This window comes from Thermogladius sp., assembly GCF_049970955.1.
Lineage (GTDB): Archaea > Thermoproteota > Thermoprotei_A > Sulfolobales > Desulfurococcaceae > Thermogladius.
This window is the reverse complement of sequence record NZ_JBMFLY010000021.1, coordinates 1-18129: the sequence shown is the minus strand read 5'-3', so window position 1 is coordinate 18129 and position 18129 is coordinate 1. Positions and strand designations below refer to the sequence as shown.

At 56.9% G+C, this 18129-nt stretch carries 19 protein-coding genes and 3 tRNA genes; 14 read left to right on the top strand and 8 right to left on the bottom strand.

The features are described from left to right. The 3 genes from ACP5VX_RS04195 to ACP5VX_RS04185 form a co-directional block, all read left to right on the top strand. Window positions 1–1471, top strand: a 1471-nt coding sequence (locus ACP5VX_RS04195; protein ID WP_428724641.1) for an SLC13 family permease, incomplete at its 5' end; no start/stop codon positions are given. Between the two features lie 9 nt (window positions 1472–1480). Then, window positions 1481–1693 (top strand): MoaD/ThiS family protein, encoded by a 213-nt coding sequence (locus ACP5VX_RS04190; RefSeq protein WP_428724640.1) that lies wholly within the window; start codon window positions 1481–1483, stop codon window positions 1691–1693. Between the two features lie 2 nt (window positions 1694–1695). Continuing rightward, complete coding sequence (locus ACP5VX_RS04185) at window positions 1696–1959, top strand: MoaD/ThiS family protein (RefSeq protein WP_428724639.1); 264 nt, start codon at window positions 1696–1698, stop codon at window positions 1957–1959. A gap of 3 nt (window positions 1960–1962) precedes the next feature. Here ACP5VX_RS04185 and ACP5VX_RS04180 read toward each other — a convergent pair whose 3' ends face one another. Genes ACP5VX_RS04180 through tes form a run of 5 tightly spaced genes read right to left on the bottom strand, consistent with a single transcriptional unit; the run spans window position 1963 to window position 6033 of the window. Further along, complete coding sequence (locus ACP5VX_RS04180) at window positions 1963–2703, bottom strand: HesA/MoeB/ThiF family protein (protein ID WP_428724638.1); 741 nt, start codon at window positions 2701–2703, stop codon at window positions 1963–1965. Next, the gene (locus tag ACP5VX_RS04175) at window positions 2696–2905 is read right to left on the bottom strand and encodes a MoaD/ThiS family protein (protein WP_428724637.1); all 210 of its coding nucleotides are present in this window, start codon (window positions 2903–2905) and stop codon (window positions 2696–2698) included. Before ACP5VX_RS04175 ends, ACP5VX_RS04180 begins: the two co-directional genes overlap by 8 nt. After that, window positions 2902–3681, bottom strand: coding sequence for a GTPase (locus ACP5VX_RS04170; RefSeq protein WP_428724643.1), 780 nt, complete (start codon window positions 3679–3681; stop codon window positions 2902–2904). Before ACP5VX_RS04170 ends, ACP5VX_RS04175 begins: the two co-directional genes overlap by 4 nt. Window positions 3682–3694: 13 nt before the next feature. Then, window positions 3695–4291: an adenylate kinase family protein gene (locus ACP5VX_RS04165; RefSeq protein WP_428724636.1), complete on the bottom strand. Its 597-nt coding sequence runs from the start codon at window positions 4289–4291 to the stop codon at window positions 3695–3697. Window positions 4292–4341: 50 nt separating this feature from the next. Next, a complete protein-coding gene (gene tes / locus ACP5VX_RS04160; RefSeq protein ID WP_428724635.1) occupies window positions 4342–6033 on the bottom strand; it encodes a tetraether lipid synthase Tes in 1692 nt (563 codons plus the stop codon). An 81-nt stretch (window positions 6034–6114) separates the two neighbouring features. On the opposite strand from tes, the gene ACP5VX_RS04155 reads away from it, so the two are divergent. From ACP5VX_RS04155 to ACP5VX_RS04145, 3 genes are all read left to right on the top strand, one after another. Further along, window positions 6115–6552 (top strand): hypothetical protein, encoded by a 438-nt coding sequence (locus ACP5VX_RS04155; protein WP_428724634.1) that lies wholly within the window; start codon window positions 6115–6117, stop codon window positions 6550–6552. Between the two features lie 17 nt (window positions 6553–6569). Further along, window positions 6570–6643, top strand: a tRNA-Lys gene (locus ACP5VX_RS04150). Between the two features lie 75 nt (window positions 6644–6718). Further along, window positions 6719–6820: transfer RNA gene (locus tag ACP5VX_RS04145), tRNA-Gln, on the top strand. On the opposite strand, the gene ACP5VX_RS04140 is transcribed toward ACP5VX_RS04145, so the two are convergent. Then, complete coding sequence (locus ACP5VX_RS04140; protein ID WP_428724633.1) at window positions 6818–7396, bottom strand: DUF99 family protein; 579 nt, start codon at window positions 7394–7396, stop codon at window positions 6818–6820. The two genes, ACP5VX_RS04145 and ACP5VX_RS04140, sit on opposite strands and share 3 nt — an antisense overlap. After that, the gene (locus ACP5VX_RS04135) at window positions 7393–8580 is read right to left on the bottom strand and encodes a Cdc6/Cdc18 family protein (protein WP_428724632.1); all 1188 of its coding nucleotides are present in this window, start codon (window positions 8578–8580) and stop codon (window positions 7393–7395) included. The genes ACP5VX_RS04140 and ACP5VX_RS04135 overlap by 4 nt, the downstream gene beginning before the upstream one ends. A gap of 121 nt (window positions 8581–8701) precedes the next feature. Between ACP5VX_RS04135 and ACP5VX_RS04130 the strand changes: the two genes are divergently transcribed. From ACP5VX_RS04130 to ACP5VX_RS04095, 8 genes are all read left to right on the top strand, one after another. Further along, window positions 8702–8775 (top strand) — tRNA-Ala (locus tag ACP5VX_RS04130). A 123-nt stretch (window positions 8776–8898) separates the two neighbouring features. Then, window positions 8899–9174 carry a DNA-directed RNA polymerase subunit H gene (locus ACP5VX_RS04125; RefSeq protein WP_428724631.1) on the top strand — a complete coding sequence of 92 codons (276 nt, stop codon included), beginning with the start codon at window positions 8899–8901 and terminating at the stop codon, window positions 9172–9174. Window positions 9175–9209: 35 nt separating this feature from the next. Beyond that, the gene (locus tag ACP5VX_RS04120) at window positions 9210–12626 is read left to right on the top strand and encodes a DNA-directed RNA polymerase subunit B (RefSeq protein WP_428724642.1); all 3417 of its coding nucleotides are present in this window, start codon (window positions 9210–9212) and stop codon (window positions 12624–12626) included. Between the two features lie 4 nt (window positions 12627–12630). After that, window positions 12631–15279 (top strand): DNA-directed RNA polymerase subunit A', encoded by a 2649-nt coding sequence (locus ACP5VX_RS04115; RefSeq protein ID WP_428724630.1) that lies wholly within the window; start codon window positions 12631–12633, stop codon window positions 15277–15279. After that, the gene (gene rpoA2 / locus ACP5VX_RS04110; protein WP_428724629.1) at window positions 15267–16478 is read left to right on the top strand and encodes a DNA-directed RNA polymerase subunit A''; all 1212 of its coding nucleotides are present in this window, start codon (window positions 15267–15269) and stop codon (window positions 16476–16478) included. The genes ACP5VX_RS04115 and rpoA2 overlap by 13 nt, the downstream gene beginning before the upstream one ends. A 2-nt stretch (window positions 16479–16480) precedes the next feature. Continuing rightward, window positions 16481–16804 (top strand): 50S ribosomal protein L30e, encoded by a 324-nt coding sequence (locus ACP5VX_RS04105; protein WP_428724628.1) that lies wholly within the window; start codon window positions 16481–16483, stop codon window positions 16802–16804. Then, entirely contained in the window at window positions 16801–17247 is a 447-nt protein-coding gene (locus ACP5VX_RS04100; RefSeq protein WP_428724627.1) for a NusA-like transcription termination signal-binding factor, read from the top strand. Before ACP5VX_RS04105 ends, ACP5VX_RS04100 begins: the two co-directional genes overlap by 4 nt. A gap of 45 nt (window positions 17248–17292) precedes the next feature. Next, window positions 17293–17736: a 30S ribosomal protein S12 gene (locus tag ACP5VX_RS04095; RefSeq protein WP_428724626.1), complete on the top strand. Its 444-nt coding sequence runs from the start codon at window positions 17293–17295 to the stop codon at window positions 17734–17736. A 12-nt stretch (window positions 17737–17748) separates the two neighbouring features. On the opposite strand, the gene ACP5VX_RS04090 is transcribed toward ACP5VX_RS04095, so the two are convergent. Next, window positions 17749–18129: bifunctional nuclease family protein (locus tag ACP5VX_RS04090; protein ID WP_428724625.1), on the bottom strand; the 381-nt coding region annotated here is incomplete at its 5' end.

The following is an 18129-nucleotide window of genomic DNA, read 5'->3' as shown; positions in this document are numbered from 1 at the left end:
GTTGTCGTTCGCCGGCATGTACCTCATCAGGGTGCCGTACGAGGGGGTGGGTAAGAGCATCATTGACGCGTGGTGTAGTGTGAGAGGAGGCTGCCCGGACCCTTCGCTGATAAACTCCGCGAGGAGCATAGTGGAGCAGGGCGCTAGCCTGGGCTTCTTCCTCGTCGTGATAGCCCTCACAGTGATCTCGATGGAGTACAGGTACTACGCGGCCCTCCTCGGCGTATCCGCGATAGTCTTCCTGGGCGTTGTCTCCCCGCAGCTGGTGTTAGGGGGAGTGGAGTGGGGGCTGATCCTCTTCCTAATCGGTAGCATGACCCTCGCCTACGTCCTGAGGTCGCTGAGGGTCTTCGAGTACCTCGCCATAAGAGTGCTGCAGGCCAGCCGCGGCAACCCTGTACTGCTCGTGGCCTACTTGTCTATCCTCTCCTGGTTCCTCTCGCTGGCTGTGGGCGAAGTAGCGAGTATCACGTACGTGCTCATGCTGGTCTTCGACATCTACAAGCTCACAGGCTACGACGTGAGGCCTCTGGTCATACTGTCAGTACTAGCCACCAACACGGGTAGCGTCGCCCTGCCCGTGGGGAACCCCATAGGGCTCTACTTGGCCTTCACAGCGAACCTCAGTATAACGTCCTTCATAGTCAAGGCCCTGCCTTTGTCCCTGCTAAACCTAGCGCTCCTAGTAGTGGTGTTCTCCGCGCTCGCGAGAGGCTACCTCTCGGGTTTCGGCGAGAGGTTGAGCAGGGACATGATAGACAAGATAGCGGTGCGCTTCTACACCTCGCTGTCCCCCAGCGAGATCACCAGGGTTAAGGAGGGCCTGGTAATACTAATAGCCTTCCTGACCCTCATCGGGGTAAACGACCAGCTGTCGGGGGCGATAAGCCTCCTAGGAGGCATTAACGTGGACCCCCACGCCCTATTGGCCTTCACACCCTACCCGCTGATAATGGTGTCGACCCCCCTTATCGGCGCCTCGAGAATGGGCGAGGTGCTCGAGAAGGGCGTCGAGTGGCCCTCTATAATATTCTTCATCTCGCTCTTCATGCTCGGCTACTCTCTGTTCTGGTCTGGCGTGGCCTCCAAGCTGGCTTACCTGACGGTCCTGCTAAGCTCGTTGACAGGCGCGGTTTCCTACCCGCTCCTGTACACCATCATGCTGGTTCTCTCGGCGGGCCTAAGCAGCGTCTTGGACAACTTGTCCGTCATAGTGGCCCTGACCCCCGTCGCGCAGACGCTGGTCTCGATCGGGGGCTCGGCTGCGGCGTTCTGGGCCCTACTATACGGCGGCGTGTTCGGCGGGAACTACACGCCGATAGGCAGCTCGGCGAACATAATAGCCGTGGGCCTGAGCGAGAAGAACAAGATGGAGATAGGGTGGGGCGAGTGGCTGAAGATAGCCCTGGTCGCTACGACCATCGAGGTAGTGGTCGCCATTGCCTGGACTCTAACAGTGGCTAGCATGTAGGAGCCGCCTATGCCCGTGAGGGCCCTCGTACTACCCAGCAGGGTCTGGGTCGAAGTACCCGGGGACTCCACAACGCTGGCAGAGCTCGTGAGAACCATAGTGGAGCGCGGTTTCAGCGGCAACCTCATAGTCTTGGTAAACGACAGAATCGCGGACGAGCCGTCGACTCTTATAAGGGCCGGGGACAGGGTTGTAGTTATAGAGGAAGCGCCGGGTGGCTGACGGTGAAGGTGAAGGTCGTCTTCACCGGGAGGGCGAGCGAGATGTCAGGCGTCTTCGCGATGGAGGTCGAGCTACCGGAGGGCGCCACGCTAGACGAGCTGGTGAAGACTGTTTCTGAAAAGCTCAACCCGAGGATATACAAGAGGTACTCCCAAGGACACTTCGTCTTCGTGACCTTCGTAAACGACAGGCCTGTACTCAGCCCCGACTACAGGCTCCGGGACGGCGACAGGGTCACGTTCATGACGCCCGAGATGGGCGGTTGAGCCTCACTGGCACCTCTCGAACATTTTTGGGTCTGGCTTGAACTCGATGACCTCGAAAGAGGGCTGGAGACCGTTGTAGACGAGCAGCTTGTTGACCAGAAGGTTACCCATACCTAGGATTATCTTGGCGGTCTCCAGGGCCTCTATTAGGCCTATGATCCCCGGCGTTGTGGGGAATACCTGGAGAGGGGACTCTTCCCTGGTCTCGCCGGTAATCGGGAACAGGGCCCTAAGACAGGGTGTCACCCCGGGGAGGACGACCGTCACCTGTCCGTAGAAGCCCCTAACGCCCCCGTGGACGAGGGGCTTTCTCTTGGACCAGGCGACCTTGTCTAGGACGAACCTGGCGGGCCAGTTGTCGAACGCGTCGACGTAGACGTCCACGTCTATGCTCGACAAGAGGCTCTCGGAGACCTCGGCGTATATGGGCTGGACGTTTGTGTTCGGGTTCAGCTTCCTGAGCTTCTCTGCGGCGGCGAGCGGCTTGGGCTTGCCCAGGTCGTCTATTGAGTACAGCACCTGCCTCTGGAGGTTGCTGACCTCGACCACCTCTCTGTCCAGTATGTAGAGGTTCCCCACGCCCATGGCTGCCAGGTAGATCGATACGGCTGAGCCCAGACCGCCTAGACCGGCGACGAGGACCCTGGCCTTCTTCAGCTTCAGCTGCCCCTCTTCTCCTATCAGCTTCAGTTGCCTGCTGTAGAGCTCTCTCTCGAACTCGCTCAAGCCCGCTCTCTCAGCCACCAGACTTCACCACGTAGACTATTACCTCGTCCCCGTCGCGCAGCTCGTCGTCCTCTGTCAGTATGACGCCGTTCCGGAGCACGACCACCTCCTCTCCCACCAGGCCTACTCTGGCCAGCAGCTCCCTCACGCTAGAGACGTTCTCGACGACGCGCTCTCCCTCACCTGTTATCCTCACTCGCACCCCCATTGCCGTGCTCACTCCGCCTCCGCGGGTTCGACGTAGTACGGTATCACACCATCGTGGAAATCCCTAATAACCTTGCGAGCCGCCTCCTCAACGAGGGGCTCCTTACTCTTCTTATAGAACCAGCCGTGCCTGGCCGCTATAGCCCTCAGTATCTCCTCGGGGTCCACGGAGTCGAGGCCATAGGCCTTCTTGAAGGCGTCGGGCCTTTTCTCGAGCACCCTCTTGATCAGCATGTGGGCTACCCCTACCGGGTCCTCGATGTGCTCGACGGGGGTCCCCCTGATAACCCTCTCCAGCGGGTCTCCTTCTATTGGGATCACACCAGGGGTGTCTACCATGAGAATGTCCTTGTCTATCCTAATGAACTGGATGCCCTTGGTGTAGCCTGGGGAACCGGGATAGGGGCTCGTGGGGGCGGAGTGCCTCCCCTTCAAGGCGTTGATTATAGACGACTTCCCAGTCTTCGGGAACCCGACTACGGCCACGACCGTCGGGAGTCTCGGGGCTACGCGCTTTATAGTCCTTCTCAATATGAGCGTGCCCTGGTGTCTAGTGGTCGACACGTAGACCGCGTTGTAGCCCCTGCCGGCGAAGTACCTCTTCCAGGCCTCGGCTACATCCCTGGGCACGAGGTCGGCCTTGTTCAAGACGAGGACCAGTTCCTTTCCCTGGCGGCGGACTATGCTCTCGACCCGCGCGCTCAGCGTGGAGAGCGGGTCTCTGATGTCGAGCACGTGCAGGACGACGTCCGCCGAGTCGATCACCCGCCTGACCTCGCTCCAGGACATCAGTCGGAAGAAGCTAGGCCTCCGGCTCACGCTCCAGCACCCTTTCGAGCTCCTCTATGAAGCCGGGCTCAACAACACCGAGCCAGTCGATGTACCCGCCTGGGGTGGTCCCTCCCCTGACCTTGTGTAGGAGCTCGTCGACGACCTCTTCCGGGGTCTTACCTGTTACGTCCACCTCGACAACCTTCCCGGTACCGAACCTGGCCACGGCGTTTGACAACACTACGGATAAGACCTCTGCCATCACGTTCTCCGCCACCTTCTTGACGCTCCAGCCACGGCTCCTCAACCTGGCGATCAGTTCCCGGGGGTCCAGTCGGAGGACGACCACAACGTCCACCACCTCGCTGTCTAAGACCTCGGGATAGTGCGTCGAGATCACGACCCCTCTACCGCTCTCGCACAACTCCCTAACCCTAGCCGAGACCCTCTCCTCGTTGATCACGTAGCTGTTGGTCTCGGGGTCGTAGTAGTCGTAGAGCCCCTCCCTAACGACGAGCTCGCTCAAGTCTACATAGGTGCCCCCGATCCGCTCTGCCAGTAATCTAGAGACCGTCGACTTGCCCACTCCCGGCGTGCCTGCTACGACCAGGCACTTGAAACCCGACATGCTTCAACCAACGTGTAGGGATGGAAATAGCCCGCTAAAAACAGGGCTCGTTACCTCTTCACCAGCTCGAGGATACCCTCGTAGGTCTTCTTGTAGATCTCCGTCGACTCCAGCTTGCGCCTGTCCCTGATGTACTTCCTAGTGACGATGCCCTCGGGCAACCCGTACTTCTTGCTGTACTCGAGCAGACTAATACTGTTCTCCTTGTGTATCTTCTCCCTGTAGATGTCTTCGAAGATGTTGAACGCGCAGAACGGTATCAGCCTGCCGTCTGGGACAGCGTAGTGGATATTGCACCTCTGGACCCTCTGAATGTCGTAGTTGTATAGGTCCATGAAGTGCATCTGCCCCAGGAACAAGAGCTTGTAGTGGAGTTCGCCTAGAGCTTCGTAGCTCCTCTTCACGATGATGTTGAACAGCAACTTGTAGAGGTCGAAGCCCTCGGGGGCCTTCTCCTGGTGTATAAACTTCCGAATAGTGTAGAGCAGCCTCATCCCGGTCAAGAGCCTGCTCGAGCCCTCCACTAAGTCCCTCCACTTCTCCTCGAGGTACTCGACGAGCCCTTCCACGTCCACGAACTCGGTTATGGGCACGAGCCTGGTGGTGTCACCCCTCCTCTCGACGTAGACGTAGGTCCCCACCCCGCAGGCTGGGTGGTTGCTCATCTCGAACTTGAACTCCCCGCTGAAGCCCTCTATAAACCTGGAGAACACGGCGCTGACGTTGATCGGGAACCACGCCTCTCTCGGGACCTCCCCATCGGTCTGCTCCTCTATCAGCTTGACTATGTCGCCTATGGTGACCCTGTACTTCTCCCTCTCGTGCCTCTTCATAAGCCCTGTTATGCTCACTGGTTGGAAGTTCACGGACCTCACGATGTCCATGTGCTTGGCGGCGAACCTTATTATCGCCCCTAGCTCGTGGGTGTTCACGTTGTTGATCACCGTGGGCACCAGCACGACGCTCGTCATACTCGCCTTCCTGAAGACCTCGAAGATGTACGGGATCTCCCAGTGGTTCTTCCAGTTCGTGACAGGCGACACGCCGTCGAAGCTCAGGTAGACCGTGTTTACGCCCGCAACCCTCAGCTCTCGGGCGTACTCGACAGCTTTAGCGGGCTCCTCCCAGTACAGCTCGGCAAACTTTATCCCGTTGGTGTTAAGCTGAATGTGCCTTACGCCCTCGCTCCTCAACATCCTGACTATATCGACGAGGTCCTCCCTAAGGGTCGGCTCACCGCCTGTTAGCTGGACAGCGACCGTTACACCCTGCTTCTTGATCGCCCTCACCATCTCCCTTATCTGGTCGATGGACGGCTCGTACACGTAGCCTGAGGCCTCCGCAAAGAAGAAGCAGTACCAGCAGCTCAGGTTGCACCTGTTAGTCAAGACGATGTTCACTAAGGCTGAGTGCTGCTTGTGCATCGGGCAGAGACCACAGTTGAACGGGCAGGGCCCCTTCAACTGGGTGTAGACGTGCCTCGCCCCTCTCCCGTCTTCCTCCCACTTGGAGATCCTCTTGTACGTAGTAGCGTCGCCGTAGTATATCTCCTCGATCTCCCCGTGCTCAGGGCACACTCTCCGAATGTAGATCTTCCCGTCTCTCTCGACTAATACGGCCGGTAAAACTCTGTAGCAGTAGGGGCAAACACTCATGGTCGTGGATACGAGCTCCTCGCCCTGCCTCAGCCGGGGGATAACGTAGGAGATCTCTCCGACCCTTTTGCCTACAGTAAGGGTCACAATACCACCGTTGTCTTAGGTTCACCTAATAACCGGGGGCAAATATAAGCGTTTGCAGGCTCATGAAAGCAAGCGAGAGGCATGACGGACATAAACATACAGGTCGTTTTCGAGTCCAGTGTCGGCGGGCCGTTCACGCGGGCTTTTAGTGGAAGGATCACGAGGAGGTCTGGGGCGCTGGTCTTCGAACTTGGCGATCTCGTCCTCAAATCGAGGCACAGTATAAGGGTCGAATACGAGAACAGCGCGGCGGGGTACTACAAATTAGTGGCGAGCGGGTGGCTTAGGATCGGGCCTTTCGAAATCCCAATCCCCTGCCTCATAGCCGTGGGGGAGCCCTGTTACAGAGTCCAGGTCTTGATCCCAGGGCTGGACGAAGAGCTCGATGTGGAGCCAGGCGTCTACGGCTCCACGCTCTCTGTAAGTTGGGATTTAGCAGAGGGCTCCGGCTACCACAAGCTCTACGTGAGAATCCGCGGTAGAGAGGTCTCTCCCGGTAAAGTTTATAACAGAACATAGAGTAGGAGGAGAACTGAGGGCCCGTAGCTCAGCTTGGTAGAGCGGCGGGCTTTTAACCCGTAGGTCCCGGGTTCAAATCCCGGCGGGCCCGCTCACGGCCCCGGGCGTCGAGCCTCCAAGGGTATAAGACTTTTAACCCTTGTTGCCAAGTATCAATATACTTGATAGCCGGGTCGTCTAGCGGCCAAGGATGCGGGGCTCTGGGTCGCCGGGGAGGCACCCGGCGAGGGGAGCCCCCGTGACCGGGGTTCGAATCCCCGCCCGGCTACTCTCCTCCTACACTTAACCTGTGGTAGAGCAGTCTCGTCAACGCGGACGCTAAGCTGTGCGCTATCCTGAGGGGCTCTGGGATAGGGCTGTAGATCATGGCGGCCCTAACTAGCACTGTCGCCTCGCTGAAGTCCACCCCTACCGGTAGTATCCTTATGGTTCTCCAGGGCGTCTCCAGGGGTTTCATGGACTCGTATGCTCTCAGGAAGGTCTTGAGCCTCTCGCGCCCGTCGGGGAAGTGCCTGCTCAAGGCGTCTACGACGCCTTGTAGGTCGACGTCGCCGTACTGCACCACCACGACGGGCTGCCCCGTGGACTCGTGGACTCTCCACGGGTCTACGACGTCGAAGCCGCTGTACGTCACTCCGTCCAACAGCAGTAGCCCGCCCCCCAGTCTCCTCCCTAGCTCTATCACCGCGTCCTCGCTACGTCCAGCGTCTACCAGGACGGGCTTGAACCCCACGGCCGTCGGCCTCAGGGTCTCGTCTGTCTTAACCCCGAGTACGATCGTATAGCCCCTCCTCGACTTGAACCCGACAGGGAAGTACCCGTCGTCGAAGGCAACGTAGTTCATTTAACATCCTTCAACAAGTCGTCGACAGTCTTCACGAGATCAGGTCTGACTCTAATAACCTTGGTGACCCCGTACCTCCCTCTACTCGCAACGGTCGCGTTCACGAGCCCGAGCATGTCCAGCTGGCTTATTATCTCGCTCACCCTCCTCTGAGTCAGCGGCTCTAGGCCCAGCTCCTTGGCGATCTCGGAGTACTTCAAGTAGACCTCGCCAGTGGTGGCGCTCCCCTTCAGCTTGGCGACTTCGATTATTGCCTTCAGCACTATCTTCTGGTGGAGGGGGAGGGACATCACGCTCTGCTGGACTCTCCCCTCCTCTATCTCGACATTAGCCCTCTTCACGTGGTCAACGGTGACCTTCGGCGAGCCCTCCCTCTCCGCGATCTCGCCCGCTACTCTGAGCAGGTCGAGCGCCCTCCTCGCGTCTCCGTGCTCTCGGGCGGCCAAGGCGGCGCAGAAGGATATCACGCCGTCGTCCACGACACCCGGGTAGAAGGCCATCTCTGCTCTCTGCTTCAGGATGTCGAAAAGCTGCTCCGCGTTGTAGGGCGGGAAGACGATCTCGACCTCTCCCAGGCTAGACCTCACCCGCGGGTCTAGGCTCTCGACGAAGTTTATGTCGTTGGTAATCCCCACGAGGGCTACACGGGAGCTCTTCAGCTCCTCGTTGATCCTCACGAGCTTGTAGAGCAGGTCGTCTCCCTCCCTTTTCACGTAGTAGTCTATCTCGTCGAGGATTATGATGTGTACACCGCCCCAGTTCTCGAGGGCGTTGATGTACCTCCTGTAGACCTCGCTGATCGCCAGGCCTGTCGGGGGGATCTTCAGCCCTATACTGGAGGCTATCTGGGCCACAACCCTGTACGTCGTGTCGAGCTTCCTAGTGTTGACGTAGGCCTGCTCCAGCTTCACGTTAAGCGAGTTGGCCTTCTCGACAAGCCTCTTGACGACGTACCTGGCTACAGCAGTCTTGCCGGTGCCCGTGAGACCGTAGAGGAGTGCGTTGCTGGGCCTCTCCCCTCTTAAGGCGACGACCAGTATCTCCGCGAGGCGCCTGATCTCGTTCTCTCTGTGTGGTAGGACTTCCGGGACGTACTCGGGGTGGAGTATCTCCCTGTTCTTGAAGATCTTCGTGGAGGGCGCTTTCAGGTTCTTGACAAGCTCGTCGATAATGTCCGAGGACATACAGGGACACAACCTCTTCTTCAACTGGGAATAGGGGGCTCTTCCTATTTAACGGAGAGGTTGGGTCGACCCCCACACGTGAACGCTTTTAAGACGTCTGAACCGTATAGTATCAACTAGCGGGCCGGTAGCTCAGCCTGGAAGAGCGCTCGGTTGGCATCCGAGAGGTCCCGGGTTCAAATCCCGGCCGGTCCACTCCCAACCTCCACTCCCTTCTCGGTAGCGTCGCCGCTGACGATAAATTTAATAGACTTTTATGAATTGGGGTATTCAGGTGTGCTAGCCTGGATTATATCATGTTTATGACCGGTGTTGATTATGAGCGAGGAGGAGAGTATAAACATCTTAGAACACGTTCTAGTCCCTAAACATGAGGTCCTGTCCCCCGAGGAGGCGCTCGAGGTCCTGAAGAAACTGGGTGTAAGCCCGAAGAACCTCCCTTGGATATCCGTTGATGACCCGGCGGCTAAGGCCGTGGGAGCCAAGCCCGGCGACATTATCAGAGTAGTGAGGAAGTCCCCCACGGCAGGGGTCGCGATCGCTTACAGGTACGTAGTAGTGGACGTGAGCAAGAAAGAGGCGAGCACGGAGTGACGTACAAGCCTTCCATCGAGGACTTGTGGACTCTAATGAAGGCTTTCTTCGAGGAGAAGGGTCTTGTACGCCAGCACCTGGACAGCTATAACAGGTTTGTCCGCGAACTACTCCCTGAGATAATAAGGGAGTACCGGGAAATCCCGATCACAGCCGACCTTAAGCTAGTGATAAAAGACTACAAGATCGGGAAGCCGGTTTGGAAGAACATCGAGGGGGTCGAGATCGAAGTAACCCCTATGGAGTGCAGGCTCAGGAATCTTACCTACGCTGCTCCGGTGATAGCGAAGGTCGTCCTAGTAGACAAGGAGGGCTCTCACAAGGAGCAGGAAATAAAGCTCATGGACCTCCCAGTCATGTTGAAGTCCGAGCTAGACCCGCTGAGCAAGATGTCTAGGGAAGAGCTTATACAGATTGGCGAGGACCCCGACGACCCGGGTGGTTACTTCATAATCAACGGTGCCGAGAAGGTCTTGATAGCCCAGGAGGACCTGGCGAGCAACAACATAATAGTGGACGTCTCCCCCGAGGGCTCGTCGACGACGCACGTAGCGAAGGTTGTCAGCACTGCCAAGGGTAGGAGGAGCCAGCTAGTGATAGAGAGGAGGAAGGACGGGGTCTTCTACGCGAACTTCCAAGGGAGGAAGATACCGGCTCTAATTCTGATGATAGCCCTAGGGCTGGCTACGGAGTACGAGCTGATGAACGCGGTTTCCTTCGACCCGGACGTCCAGATCCAGCTCCTACCCTCCATAAGCGAGGTTCAGTCGATTCTGCCGAGACTCGAAATCCCGCCGGGAGTCTCTGACGAGGAGATTCGTAGGCTGGAAGAGGAGTACAGGAAGAAAGTAGTCGAGGAGGCCCTCGACTTCATAGGTGCGAGGATGGCCGTCGGCAGGCCTAGAGAGGAGAGGGTCAAGAGAGCAGAGAGGGCACTAGACGAGTATCTCCTACCTCACATCGGCACGGACCCGAGCCCTTCGACGAGGCTGAAAAAAGCCCTGTTCATAGGGCAGATGATAAACAAAATAATCGAGGTCCACCTCGGCAGGAGGCAACCCGACGACAAAGACCACTACAGGAACAAGAGGCTCAAGCTCGCGGGAGACCTCCTCGCAACGCTTCTCAGGCATGCGATCGTCGTGTCGTTCATCAGGGAAGTGAAGACAAGCATCGAGAAGACCTATAGCAAGTACAGGAAAGTAGACCTGAAGATGGTAATCAAACCGAATATAATAACCGACAGGATCTACCACGCGATGGCCACAGGTAACTGGCCTGGAGGCAGGACTGGCGTTAGCCAGATACTAGACAGGACGAACATGCTAAGCACTCTCAGCCACTTACGTAGAGTCGTCTCGCCGTTAGCTCGCGCGCAACCCCACTTCGAGGCTAGAGAGCTTCACTTCACTTCTTGGGGTAGGATGTGTCCCTTCGAGACCCCCGAGGGCGCGAACATAGGTCTCGTCAAGAACCTTGCTCTTATGGCCCACATCAGCGTCGGCTACGACGAGAAGGAGGTCGAGCAGACGCTCATCAAACTAGGCGTTAAACCCCTGCTCCAAATACTGGACGAGCTCAAGGAGAGTATGAAGAGAGGAGAGGGCTACCCCGGCACGGCGGAATACAGCTCGTGGAGCAAGGTCTACCTTAACGGCAGGCTGATAGGGCTCTACCCGGACGGCGGAGAGCTCGCGAGGAAGATCAGAGAGCTGCGCAGGCAGGGAAAGATCTCGTCGGAGGTCAACGTGGCCTACTTTAGGACAGAGTACCTCAACGAGGTCTACGTCAACTGCGACGCCGGGCGTATCAGGAGGCCCCTCCTCGTCGTGGAGAACGGCGAGCTAAAGCTCAAACCCGAGCACATAAAACAGCTCAAGAACGGGAATTTGAAATTCGAGGACCTGGTCAAGAGGGGCGTCATAGAGTACCTGGACCCCGACGAGGAAGAGAACGCGTACATAGCCCTAACCCCCGACGAGTTGACTAACGAACACACGCACCTCGAGATATGGGTCCCTAGCATTCTCGGCATAGTGGCCTCCATTATACCGTACCCGGAGCACAACCAGAGCCCGAGGAACATATACGAGGCTGCCATGGGTAAGCAGAGCCTCGGCTTGTACGCCGCGAACTTCCAGAGGAGGATGGACTCTAGAGGGCACTTCCTCCACTACCCCCAGAAGCCTCTAGTCCAGACTAAGGCGCTCGAGGTGATCGGTTACAACGAGAAGCCCGCTGGCCAGAACATGGTGGTGGCAGTACTGACTTACACAGGCTACAACATCGAGGACGCGGTCATAATGAACAAGAGCAGCATCGAGAGGGGTTTAGGCCGTAGCACCTTCTTCCGTGTTTACTCGACGGTCGAGTACAAGTACCCCGGTGGACAGGAGGACAAGATAACTGTTCCGCCGAGCGACATAAGAGGCTACAAAGGCCCGAGGGCCTACGAGAAGCTGGACGAGGACGGTATCGTAGCCCCGGAGACGTACGTTGTAGGCGGTGACGTCCTGATCGGGAAGGTCAGCCCATCGAGGTTCATGATCACGCAGGAGCTGACTGGTAGCGAGCAGGTCAAGCAGGACACCAGTGTCGTAATGAGGCACGAGGAGAAGGGTATAGTGGACGTCGTAATGATAACCACGGACAGCGACGGTAACAAGCTAGTCAAGGTGAGGGTGAGGGACCTCAGAATACCCGAACTAGGGGACAAGTTTGCCTCGAGGCACGGCCAGAAGGGGGTTGTAGGCCTCATCATCCCGCAGTACGACATGCCCTTCACCGAGGACGGGATCACACCAGACCTCATAATCAACCCCCACGCGTTCCCTAGCAGGATGACGGTGGGGCAGCTGATCGAGAGCATAGCGGGTAAGGTAGCCGCGCTGGAGGGTAGGCTTGTAGACGGGACGCCGTTCTTCAAGGAGGACCCGGAGAAGCTGATGGTCATACTGAAGAGGCACGGCTACCCGGAGACGGGTGAAGAGGCCATGTACGACGGCAGGACTGGCGAGCTGATGAGAGCGCCCGTTTTCATAGGCATAGTCTACTACCAGAAACTACACCACATGGTTAGCGACAAGATCCATGCCAGGGCTAGGGGACCGGTGCAGATCCTGACCCGGCAGCCGACAGAGGGCAGGGCTAGAGCAGGCGGGCTTAGATGGGGCGAGATGGAGGTAGACTGCTTGGTAGGCCACGGCGCGGCCTCGCTACTAAAGGAGACGATGATGGACAGAAGCGACAAGACGGTGATATACGTGTGCGAGTTATGCGGTCACATAGGTTACTACGACAGGATCAGGGACAGGTACGTGTGCCCCGTCCACAAGGAGAAAGGGGTTCTAAAACCCGTCGAGGTATCGTACAGCTTCAAGTTGCTTATACAGGAGCTCATGAGCATGGCCATCATGCCTCGTCTAAGGCTGGAGGACGTTAGGGAGGCGTGAGAGCATGGGTATGTACAGGATTAAAGAGATTAAATTCGGCATACTTTCGCCAGACGAGATCCGTAGAATGAGCGTGACCAACATAATAACGAGCGACGTCTACGACAGCGACGGAGCCCCCGTGGACGGGGGCGTAATGGACAAGCGGCTAGGGGCGATAGAGCCTAAGGAAGTCTGCCCGATCTGCGGGAACACGAGAGACGAGTGCCCGGGGCACTTCGGCCACATAGAGCTGGCTAAGCCCGTCATACACGCAGGTTTTGCCAAGCACATCCACATGTACTTAAAGACCACCTGTAGGGTGTGCGGCAGGGTTAAGCTTCCCGAGAACGAGAGGCAGCTCTACCTGAAGCTGTTGAAGGACCTCGAGGACTTGAACCTCAAGTACCTAGTTAAGCGGCTCCACGAGTTCATAAGGAAGAGAGCAGCAGCACAGCAGACGTGCCCACACTGTGGCGCGCCTCAGTACAAGATCAAGCTGGACAAACCACACACCTTCTACGAGGAACGGGAGGAGGGGCTCGTCAAACTCACTCCCGCCGAAGTCAGGAGCAGGCTGGAGAAAATACCGGACGACGACGTTAGGCTACTCGGCGGAGACCCGACCGACGCTAGGCCGGAGTGGATGGTTCTAACGGTCTTACCGGTGCCGCCGAGGGCTGTGAGGCCCTCGATCCTGCTAGAGACAGGTATAAGGAGCGAGGACGACCTGACGCACAAACTAGTGGACATTATAAGAGTCAACAACAGGTTGAGGGAGCACGTAGAGACGGGCGCTCCCAACGCTCTGATCGAGGACGAGTGGGAGCTGTTGCAGTACCACGTCACTACCTACTTCGACAACGAGGCGCCGGGCATACCGCAGGCCAAGCACAGGACAGGTAAGACGCTTAAAGGCTTAGCGCAGAGGCTCAAAGGTAAGGAGGGCAGGTTCAGAGGTAACCTGAGGGGTAAGAGGGTAGACTTCAGCGCTCGTACCGTGATCAGCCCAGACCCCAATTTGAGCATAAACGAGGTGGGTGTACCGGAGGTAATAGCGAAAGTCCTAACCGTCCCGGAAAAAGTGACACCTTGGAACATCGAAGAAATGAGGAAACTCGTCCTCAACGGTCCCGACAAGTGGCCTGGCGCCAACTACGTTATAAGGCCGGACGGGAGGAAGATCAGCCTTAAATTCGTCGACCGGAAGGCCGTAGCCGAGTCGCTAGCCCCTGGCTTCATAGTGGAGAGGCACCTACTAGACGGCGACATAGTCCTGTTCAACAGGCAGCCCTCGCTTCACAGGATATCGGTAATGGCCCACATCGTCAGGGTTCTCCCGTACAAGACCTTCCGCCTTAACCTGCTGGTGTGTCCGCCCTACAACGCCGACTTTGACGGGGACGAGATGAACCTACACGTGCCTCAGAGCGAGGAGGCGAGAGCCGAGGCCAGAATACTGATGCTCGTCGAGAAACACATTCTAACCCCGAGGTACGGCGGGCCTATAATCGGTGGTCTACAGGACTACATAAGCGGCGCCTTTTTGTTGACTAACAAGTCCACCATACTCACAAAAGCCGAGGTCATAGACCTGCTGAGCGTTGCCGGCTATAAGGGCTCGTTGCCCGAGCCGGCTATCCAGAAACCTGCAGAGTACTGGACGGGGAAGCAGATAATCTCCCTCTTCCTGCCGAGGGACTTCAACTACAAGAGGAATGCTAAGATAGCCTCCGCCTCAGCGTTGAGGTGTATAGACGAGGACTGCCCGCACGACAGCCTCGTAATAATCAAGAAGGGGCAGCTACTCGAGGGCGTTATAGACAAGGCGAGTATCGGCAGGGAGGAGCCCGAGAGCTTGGTCCACTGGCTGATCAAAGAGTACGGGGAAGACGTCGCTAGGAAGTTCATGGACAACGTCTACAGGATGTTCATAAGGTTCTCGGAGATGTACGGCTTCACTATGAGCTACTACCACTTGCTCATACCTCCCGAAGCCAGAGAGAGGATCAAGAGCATAATCGAAGACAAGAAGAGGGAGGTTGGTAGACTGATCGAGGAGTACAGGGCTGGAAGGCTACAACCTAAGCCGGGAAAGACCGTTGAGGAGACCCTGGAAGACGAGATTATAGACCTGCTGTCCAAGAGGCTTCTCGACGAAGTAGCTGACGTCATCACGCCGTACTTCACACTAGCCAACCCTGTGATAGTCATGGCCAGGACGGGGTCTAGGGGGAACCCTGTCAACCTAACGCAGATGGCTGCCCTGCTAGGGCAGCAGACAGTCAGAGGTAAGAGGCTTACGAGGGGCTACATGGACAGGAGCCTACCCCACTTCAAGCCCGGCGACCTAGGACCGGAGGCCAGGGGCTTCGTCGCGAGGGGCTTCGTCGACGGCCTATCGCCCATCGAGATGTTCTTCCACGCGGCAGGCGGGAGAGAGGGCCTGATCGACACAGCTGTGAGGACGAGTCAGTCGGGCTACATGCAGAGGAGGCTGATAAACGCCCTACAAGACGTCAGAGTAGACATCGACGGCAGTGTGAGGACTACTAACGGCGAGGTCATACAGTTCAAGTACGGGGAGGACGGTGTAGACCCCATGAAGAGCGACCATGGAAAGGCCGTTAACGTGGACAGGGTTATCCAGAAAGTGGTGGGGTGGAGGATGTGAGGCCCGTCAAGTCTGTCGAAGAGCTGAGGAATCGTATCGAGACGTTACGGGGCAAAGTGAGCGAAAACGTCTTGGAGGAGCTCGAGAAAAAGCTCGTCGAGGTGTACGAGAAGTACGGCCTCTACGAGGAGGAGGTCGACGCTATCCTACGCGAGGTAGCCAAGCGGTATGAAAGCTCTCTTGTTGAACCGGGCGAGCCTGTGGGGACTGTGGCGGCTCAAAGCCTGGGGGAGCCGTCGACCCAGATGACACTGCGTGTCTTCCACTACGCTGGCGTCAGGGAGTTCAACGTAACCCTGGGCCTCCCGAGACTCATAGAGATAGTCGACGCGAGGAAGAGACCGGAGACGCCTATCATGGAGATTTACCTCGAAGAAGGATTCAAGAACAGCGAAGAAAAGGCCAAAGAGATAGCTAGGAAGATAGAGTCTACCCTTATCGAGAACGTTGCCGAGAGTATCGTTATCAACCCGTACGAGGGGGCCATCATCAAGCTGGACCCAGAGATGCTGGAAGACAAGGGCGTCAAGATATCAGACGTGGTGGCCGCCCTCGAGGCGCTTAACATAGGTGAGGTCAAGGTAGACGAGGAGAACTACACGGTGAGAGTAGAGTTGTCCGAGGAGTACATGGACTACTCCAAGATGGAGAAGATACGGCAGAAAATAGCGTCGGCTCGAATCAAGGGGGTGAAGGGTATCAAGAAGGTCATTATCCAAAAGAGGGGTGACGAGTACGTGTTGATCGCCGAGGGTAGTAACCTACCCGAGGTGATGAGGATCAAGGGCGTTGATTGGAGGAAGGTCTACACGAACGACATCATGGAGATCGAGAGAACGCTAGGGATCGAGGCTGCGAGAGCGGCGATCATACGCGAGATCAAGAGCATCCTCGACGACCAGGGGCTGGACGTCGACATAAGGCATATCATGCTTCTGGCCGACGTTATGACTTGGACAGGTAGGGTGAGGCAAGTGGGTAGGATGGGCGTCGCCGGCGAGAAGCCCAGTGTTTTGGCCAGGGCCACTTTCGAGATGACGGTGCAGAAGCTGATCGAGGCCGCAGTCAGCGGCGAAGTAGACAACTTAAACGGTGTCCCCGAAAATATTATAATAGGGCAGATAATACCTGTTGGTACAGGGTTGGTAGAGCTCTACGCGACACCGTCAAGTATTAGGAACCAGAAGACGGAGGGATAGGCATGTCCGCAGCCCAGCCCGAGATCATCAAGGCTATTCAAACGGCGTATAGGACGGGCAAGGTGGTCATAGGCTACAAAAGGACCGTGAAGCTGCTCCTACACGGTAAGGTCAGGCTAGTAATCCTGGCAGCAAACGCGCCGCCAGAGTTCAAGGAGGACGTGTACTACTATTCTAAGCTGTCTAACGTCCCCGTGCTGGTCTTCCCGGGCACCAACATAGAGCTCGGCACGATACTAGGGAAGCCGTTCGGCGTGTCTACGTTGGGAGTGATCGAACCCGGGCAGTCCAACATCCTAGAGTTGGCGGGTGGAGGTAAGCAATGAGTAAGGAGAGGCCCCAGATCAAAATAACGCCCGAAGAGTTCAGATACATGACCCTCCTACACGAGCTGACCGGGGTCCACGTCCACGACTGTGTGGTCGACGAGGAGAACAACAGGATAATATTCCTCGTGAAACCCGACGAGATAGGCAAAGCGATCGGCCCCAAAGGCATTTTCGTGCAGACCCTGAAGAAGATGCTCAACAAGAACATCGAGATCGTCGGCTACAGTGACAACATAGAGGAGTTGACGAAGTACGCATTAGCGCCTGCTAGAGTTAGAGAAGTGAAGGTGGCTCAGAGACCTGGCGGCAAGAAAGTCGTGTACGCCACCGTCGACCCTAACGACAAGGCGATCGCTATAGGGAAAAACGGTAAGAACGTCGCCAGGGCTCGTCTACTACTCAACCGGTACTTCAACATTGACACAGTGATAATAGCGTGAAGCTTAAAAGCCTATGTGAGACTCCCTTCTTAGAGGGGTCAAGGAATGCCAGGTAAAAAGGCGCCGAACGGCCTCTTCGCTGCGAGGAAGCTGAGGAAGAAGAGGCTCAAGTTTAGGTGGAGCCTTAGAGAGTTCAAGGTGAAGATGTTAAGGCTGAAGGAGAAGGCCGACCCATTAGAAGGGGCCCCGATGGCGCGCGGTATAGTGCTTGAGAAGGTCGGTGTCGAGTCGAGAAAACCGAACTCTGCTGTGAGAAAGTGTGTTAGGGTTCAGCTAGTGAAGAACGGCAAGGTGGTCACGGCTTTCGTGCCGTGGGACGGCGGTATAAACTACATAGACGAGCACGACGAGGTGATCATCGAGGGTATCGGAGGCCCCAGAGGCAAGTCTATGGGAGACATCCCCGGTGTTAGGTACAGGGTTATTAAAGTGAACGGCGTCTCTCTTAGGGCTATATGGCTCGGTAAAAAGCAGAAACCGGTCAGGTAAAACCCCGGCAGTTCACTGCTTAAACAAGGCTTCCTGAGCGTCTACCAGCTCCTTCTTCACGTATACAGGCTTACCCACTAGTAGAGCTAGAAGGATGGCGTGACTCGGCACCATCTTCCTCTTTATGGTCAGTTCCCCATCGTTGAACTCGACGTAAGCCGAGTACACCCCTCGCGTCTCGTCGAACTCTTCGATCAGGACCCTCTTGACGTGCTTGCCGAGCGCCTCCAGCACCTCGGGCATCGAGATTAGCAGGTCGCCCAGCCTCTCTCTGTCGTCGTCGATCACACCGCCGTTGATTTTCTTCACAAATATAATGACATCGTAGGGCACTCTCTCTAGGTAGAAAGACCTCCCGTCCTCGAGCTCGCACACTAGTCTTGGTACAGGCAT